Raw genomic sequence first — 6,616 nt, 5'->3', positions numbered from 1 at the left:
AACACGCGCTGTCGGATTTCCAGCAGCGCCGCCGCCTGCAACAGGCCATCGATGGCCTGCCCGGCGAACAACGCGTGGCGTTCCTGCCTTGCACGGCAGCAGGAGGGGCAGCGGGCGCGGGAAGGGTAGCGACGTATCGTTCCGCCGTTGCGGGGCCACCTGCCTGGCTGACGCTCGCTGCCTTTTCGCCTATGGGTTCGGGCGGCGCTGCCTTGCCCGCGGCGACCTCGCCTTCAAAAGTAACCGGGGGTGCCGCTTGCGGCGCGCTGACCCTACCCGATGCGGTGGCGTTGTCCCCCGCAGATGCAGTCGGCGCCGCCTCTGCTTTGTCCTTCGCCGTTTCCAGGCGGGCTTGTGGCGCAGGCAGCTGGCGTTGCTGCCAGGCCAGGTTGGCTGCCAACACCAGACTTGCCGCGACGGCCAACGCACCGGCCCAGCGAAGCCCATGGCGCGGCCGGCTCCTTGGGCTCGACGCGGGAGCACCGGTCACAGGCTTTGCCTCGCGCGCCTGGCGCAGCACGGCTTCGTCCAGCGCCGGCGACGGCGTCGCGCGCGGAAGCTTGCCGTACAGCCGGGCAAGCTCGCGTTCGTCGTCGTCGATGGGATGCTGCTGGTCGCTCATGGCGTCATAAGCTCGCGGATGCGGTTCATGGCATAGCGTAGTCGCGATTTGGCGGTTTCGCGGCCCACGCCCGTGACTTCGCCGATCTCCTCGATGGTCAGTTCGTTTTCCATGCGCAGCAGGAACGCCACGCGTTGTTCGCCGGGCAGGCCATCGATGGCCTGTTGCAGGCGGCGGCGCTGCTGGAAATCCGACAGCGCGTGTTCGGGCTGGCTGCGTTCGTCGCCCGGGTGGCTGGCCACGGCGGCCTCATATGTTTCACCGGTGCTCTCCGGGCGCTGCCGCCTGAAGGCATCGACGATCAGGTTGTGGGCGATCTGCAGCAGCCAGGTGGAAAACCGCGCTCCGGGTTGATAGCGCTCCCGCGCGGCAATGGCCCGGCTCCAGGTTTCCTGGAATATTTCCTCGGCCATTTCGCGCTGGCGCACGCTACGCAGGATGAAGCGGTACAGTCGGTCTTTCTGCCGGGAATAAAGCACCGGGAACGATGCCGCGTCGCCAGCCACCCAGGCCAGCATCAGCGCGGCATCGTCGTCGGTGGGCCGGTCCATGGCCCAGGAGATTACGGCATCGACGGGCCTTCGTGGGTGTCGATGTCGATGTCCGGCGGCAATCAACGCAAGACGGTTGCATCATTGCCGTCCGTTCCGCCACCACTGGCCGTGGTGGAGAGGCCGCCGGCGCTGCGCACCATCTGCACGAAGCCCGCGCGGTAGCCCATGTCGTCACTGCCGCGCGCGCCGTTGGCCAGGGCGGCGATCTTCGCGTAGTCCCAGCCGTCGATGTATTTTCCGCCACGCAGGGCGTCGGCGAACGCGACCACGGAGGCGGCAAAACGCAGCCTTTCACTGGGCGCGGCCGCAACGCTTGCCGATAGCGGCCGTTCGATCAGCTTGCTGGTGTTGCCGTCGGGTGCCTTGTAGCGGATGCGCAGGAAGGCCAGTTCACCATGGGCGGCCCTGTCGTTGGCCACGGGACGTGCCGGGCCATAGCGCAGCGGGTCAACACGGCCGCCGCCTTCGCCCACCAGGGTGATTTCGTACAACGCCGTCACGTTGGCGCCCGCGCCGATCTCGCCGGCATCCACGGCGTCGTTGTTGAAGTCTTCACGGGCCAGCGCGCGCTTTTCATAGCCGATCAGGCGATATTCCTTCACCACGGCGGGATTGAATTCCACCTGGATCTTCACGTCCTTGGCAATGGTCATCATCGTCGAGGACATCTCATCCACCAGCACCTTGCGGGCCTCGGCGAGGCTGTCGATGTAGTGGTGGTTGCCGTTGCCGGTATCGGCCAGCTGCACGGCCATCGCGTCGTTGTAGTTGCCCTGGCCAAAGCCCAGCGTGGATAGCGCCACGCCGCCCTTGCGCTCTTCGGTGATACGCGTCTTCAGCGCCTCGATGCCGGTCGTACCTACGTTGAAGTCGCCATCGGTGGCCAGCACGATGCGGTTCACCCCGCCCTTGATGAAGCCCTGCTTTGCCTGGGCGTAGGCCATGTCGATGCCTGCGCCGCCATTGGTGGAACCGCCGGCGCCAAGGGCATCGATGGCGGCAAGAATCTTCGCGTGCTGGTTGCCCGGCGTGGATTCCAGCGCCACGCCAGCCTCCCCGGCATAGGTCACCAGCGAGATATGGTCCTGCGCGCGCAGGCGAGGCACCAGCTGCTTGAGCGATGCCTTCAACAGTGGCAGCTTGTCCGGCTCGTCCATGGAGCCTGACGTGTCGACCAGGAACACCAGGTTGGCCGGCGGTACGTCGGCTCCGGGCACGCGGTAGCCCTGGATGCCCACCAGCAGCAGTTCACGCTTCGTATTCCACGGCTCCGGGGCAAGCTCGGTGGTGACGCTGAAGGGTTCGGCGCGCGTGGAAGGCGGCGTATAGCCGTAGTCGAAGTAGTTGATGAATTCTTCCGCGCGCACCGCGTCGGCTGGCGGCAGGTTGCCGCTCGCCAGCATGCGGCGCACATTGGTATAGGCGCCGGTATCGACGTCCAGGCCAAAGGTGGACACTGGCTGCTCGGCCACCTGCTGCACGCCGTTGTCCTTGAAGTGCGTGTAGTTCTCGCGGTCGATGTCGCCGGCCATCGGCATCATCTGCATGGCCACGTAGCCTTGCGCCGGCGACGCTGGCGCCATCAGCGGGGCCGAGGAAGGCGCCCGCTCGGCCATGACCTCAATGGACGCCAGTGATTTGCCCCGGCTCAACGGTTGACTGGGTTCGGGCGGCGGTGGCGGGGTGTACAAGGGACGGGTTTCCTGGGCCAGCGGTTTCTTTTCGGCTTTGTCGTTGGTGGGTGGCGCCTGACTCGCGTCGCTGGGCGCCTGTGGCGTGGTTTGAGCGGGATTCTGCGACGTGGCGCAACCGGCCAGGGCCAGCATGACCGCGGCGCAGAGCGGGGCGAGTGCGTGCGTTTTCATCGTTTTGCCTCCTTGGTGGGTAACGATGAAACGCAGCGGGGGAGGAAACGGGGTTGCGCAGATGCGAGAATGTTTCTTTCTCTTCAAATGGGACAGGCGGAATGATCCTGCTCAGCGGCCTTGAGCCCGTGGCCACCGGCCATATCCGGTATGTCTACCAGCACCCCGCGCAAGCGAACCTGCTGATCAAGGTGATGCGGCAGGACGCCATCGTCGAGCGCTGGGAGAACGGGCCGTGGTACCGGCGCCTGACGCGCGCGAAATACTACAAGGGTTACATCCGCGAGTTCCGCGAATTCGTCACCTCATACGCGGTGTCACCCCAGGGCGTGTCGCCGTTGGCCCGCGTCGTGGGCATCGAACTCACCGACATGGGCCTGGGCCAGGTGGTGGAAAAAGTGGTGGCGCCCGATGGCTCGCTGGCGCCCACGCTCGACGCCTGGGTGCGCCGCGATGGCTACACGCCGCAGGTGCGAGCCGCGCTGGACGACTTCCTGGCACGCCTGCTCGAGCACGACACCATTGCAGCAGACCTGCATGCCTGGAACGTGGTGTACGGTTCGGACTCGCGTGGCGGGCCGCACCTGTTGATGATCGATGGCTTCGGCGAGAAGAACATCATCCCGCACCAGTCGATGAGCCGCCGGCATAACCGCAACCGCACCATCCGCCGCTTCAATCGCATGGTCGAGCGCACGAAGAAGACACCGCGGGATGGCTAGGCCCCGTCAGGGGCCTTCGACCGCGTTCGAGCCTTTCATCGGGTCACAACCGGGGATGACCGCCGAGGCTTCGAACAGCCACCACTCGTAGCGGTTGACGCGCCCCAGGTCCACGGCTCGTGACTTGTCGATGCAGGGGCCCAGCGCGTAATCGCCGGCGAAGATCCACCGCTGCGCCGGATCCTGCCCCTGCCAGGCGAGGCCATCGCGCATCTGTACATTGAAGCCGCGACTGAAGCCGAAATCGGTGGGCGTGCGTGGTGACATCAGCCGGTGCTCTTCACGCCAGCCGACCAGTCCCAATTGGCCCTGGGGCCCGATCGTTGCGTCCACGCGCTGCATCATGGCGAGCGTGGATTCGGAGGGATTGAACTGCGGATACACGCCGATGGCCCAGGCCACCCAGGCCGCGGCCATGCCCACCACGAGCGCTAGTGCGCCGCGTCTTGCCCGGAAGAACGCGGCTGCTGCCAGCAGCAGCGCTCCCATCGTGGCCACCGCCAGCCAGAAATGCCGGCCGCCATCGACGAGGTTGCGGTCGGCCACCCGCGCGGTGAACTTCGGATGGCCGAACACCGCCCACAGGCCGCCGCCAAACAACACCATGCCTGCCAGCACCGCCAGGCCCACGCACAACCAACGCAGCCAGCGCAGCTTCACCACTTCTTCCAGGTAGGGCGCCATCGCCAGCGCCATCATCGGGATCGCGGGCATCAGGTACACCTCGCGCTTGCCGCTGGGGATGGAGAAGAACACCAGCACGATCAGCACCCATGCCAATGGCATCACCACGCGTGCTTCGCGAGTGGCAAAGGCCTCGCGCCAGCGTGGCAGCATCGGCAGGTACAAAAGGCACAGCGGAAACCATTCCACCACCAGCACCGGCAGGAAATACCAGATCGGCTCGTGGTGTTGCCACGATGCTGCGTAACGCCCCGCCGTTTGCCGGAACAGGATGTCATTCACATAGGCGTGGAAGTCCGGGCTCGGTGCGGTGAGTGCATGCAGCAACATCGGTGCCAGCCACACCGCGATCGCCAACACGAATGCCAGCGCGCCGCCGGCCCACCGCCAGCCGTCGCCTTGTGTTTGCGTCACGCCGGACCAACCGCGGCGGCGCACCACGGCGTAGGGGATCAGCATGAACAGCGCCAGGATGCCCACGCCCTTGGTGATGACGCCCAGGCCCGCGGCGAAGCAACCCAGCCAGAACGCACGCCAGTCCGGTCCGCGCAGGCAGTGGCGGAGGATGCCCCAGTTGCCCAGGGTGATCCAGCACATCACGATCGGATCGATCTGCGCACGGCGCGATTGTTCGACGAACTGCACCGTGACCAGCACGGCGATGGCGGCGTACAGGCCAACCCGTGGGTTCCATAGCCGGCGGCCGATATCCCAGGTCAATGCCAGGGTGGCCATGCCGGCGACGAGCGAGGGCAAAAGGAAAGCAATGCGCCACTGGCCGGTGACGGTGAATGCCGCCGCTTCCAGCCACATCAGGAACGGCGGTTTGTCCGAATACAGCTCAATGCCACGATGCGGGAAAAGCCATTGGCCCGACTCGACCATCTGCCGGGCAATCAGGGTGAAGCGGGGTTCGTCAGGCGGCCACGGGTCGCGCAGGCCAAGTCCCGCGGCCAGCACCACCAGGGCCAGCAGCATGAACCACCAGAACTGGCGGCGGTCGGTGGTTTCCATGCACTCTCGGCAGAAAAGGAAGGGCGCTAGAGTTTAAGGCCTTTGCCTTACCTTGGGCTTATCCAGCGGGCGACGCCCAGCCGGCTTCGCGCATCACCATCAGGCGCAGGTCGCTCATGTCGTCGATGGCATAGCGCACGCCCTCCCGGCCAACACCCGACGACTTCACCCCGCCATAGGGCATGGAATCGACGCGGAAGCTTGGTACGTCGTTGACGATCACGCCCCCTTGCTCAAGCTCCGCCCAGGCACGCATGGCGTGGTCCAGGTCGTGGGTGAAAATGCCCGCCTGCAGGCCGAAGTCCGAGGCATTGACCGCGGCCACGGCTTCATCGAAGTGGCGATAGGGTGCCAGTAGCACCACCGGGCCGAAGGCTTCACGACGGCTCAGATCCAGTTCTGCCTTTACACCCTCGACCACCGTGGCATCGAGCATATTGCCCTTGCGGTTCCCACCGCACAGCACCTTCGCACCGTGTTTGCGTGCATCGGCGATCCAGCCGGCAAGGCGTTTGGCCGCTGCCTCGTCGACCATGGGTCCCAGGAAGGTATCCTTCTTCTTCGGGTCCCCGGCTTTAAGTTTTTTCGCAGCGTTGACCAGGCGCTTGCGCAGCTCATCGTAAATGGACTCATGGGCATAGATGCGCTGCACGCTGATGCAGCTTTGTCCGGACTGGTAGAACGCGCCGAAAATAAGGCGATCCACCACGGCGCCCAGTTGCCCTGCCTGCGTGTGGTCGACGATGCACGCGGCATTGCCGCCCAGTTCCAGCGTCACTTTCTTCTTCCCCGCGCGGGCCCTCAACTCCCAGCCGAGCAGGCTGCCGGTGAAGGAGAGCAGGCGGAAGCGGTCGTCGGTGACCAGGGGGCCTGCATGGGCGCCATCAAGGGGCAGCACCGAGAACGCGCCTTTGGGCAGGTCGGTTTCGGCCAGCACCTGGCCGATGATCAGCGAGCCGAGCGGAGTGCGTTCGGCAGGCTTCAGTACGAAAGGACATCCGGCGGCGATCGCCGGGGCGACCTTGTGCGCCACCAGGTTCAACGGGAAGTTGAACGGCGTGATGAACGATACCGGCCCCAGCGGCACGCGCCTGGTAAAGCCGTGGTAGCCGGCGGTGCGCGCGGAAATTTCAAGGTTCAACGTCTCGCCGTTGA

Annotated in this window: 5 protein-coding genes and 1 pseudogene; 1 reads left to right on the top strand and 5 read right to left on the bottom strand. The window is 65.6% G+C overall.

Annotated features, from left to right (window positions below):
- The 3 genes and pseudogenes from VK519_RS16390 to VK519_RS16380 form a co-directional block, all read right to left on the bottom strand.
- Positions 1 to 622: pseudogene (locus VK519_RS16390) on the bottom strand (hypothetical protein); the annotation flags it as partial.
- Positions 619 to 1,173 carry an RNA polymerase sigma factor gene (locus tag VK519_RS16385; protein WP_324351519.1) on the bottom strand — a complete coding sequence of 185 codons (555 nt, stop codon included), beginning with the start codon at positions 1,171 to 1,173 and terminating at the stop codon, positions 619 to 621. The gene VK519_RS16385 and the pseudogene VK519_RS16390, both read right to left, overlap by 4 nt.
- A 62-nt stretch (positions 1,174 to 1,235) precedes the next feature.
- Positions 1,236 to 3,041, bottom strand: a complete 1,806-nt coding sequence (locus VK519_RS16380; RefSeq protein ID WP_324351517.1) for a vWA domain-containing protein — start codon at positions 3,039 to 3,041, stop codon at positions 1,236 to 1,238.
- Positions 3,042 to 3,142: 101 nt separating this feature from the next.
- Here VK519_RS16380 and VK519_RS16375 point away from each other — a divergent pair, with 101 nt between their 5' ends.
- The gene (locus VK519_RS16375) at positions 3,143 to 3,763 is read left to right on the top strand and encodes a YrbL family protein (RefSeq protein ID WP_324351515.1); all 621 of its coding nucleotides are present in this window, start codon (positions 3,143 to 3,145) and stop codon (positions 3,761 to 3,763) included.
- 6 nt (positions 3,764 to 3,769) lie between these two features.
- Here VK519_RS16375 and VK519_RS16370 read toward each other — a convergent pair whose 3' ends face one another.
- Positions 3,770 to 5,461, bottom strand: coding sequence for an ArnT family glycosyltransferase (locus tag VK519_RS16370; protein WP_324351513.1), 1,692 nt, complete (start codon positions 5,459 to 5,461; stop codon positions 3,770 to 3,772).
- A gap of 58 nt (positions 5,462 to 5,519) precedes the next feature.
- On the bottom strand, positions 5,520 to 6,616 hold a 1,097-nt coding region (locus tag VK519_RS16365), incomplete at its 5' end, for an aldehyde dehydrogenase family protein (protein WP_324351511.1).

Source organism: Pinirhizobacter sp. (assembly GCF_035317885.1).
Lineage (GTDB): Bacteria > Pseudomonadota > Gammaproteobacteria > Xanthomonadales > Rhodanobacteraceae > Pinirhizobacter.
The sequence above is the reverse complement of the archived record's forward strand: the minus strand, read 5'-3'. Positions and strand labels throughout refer to the sequence as shown.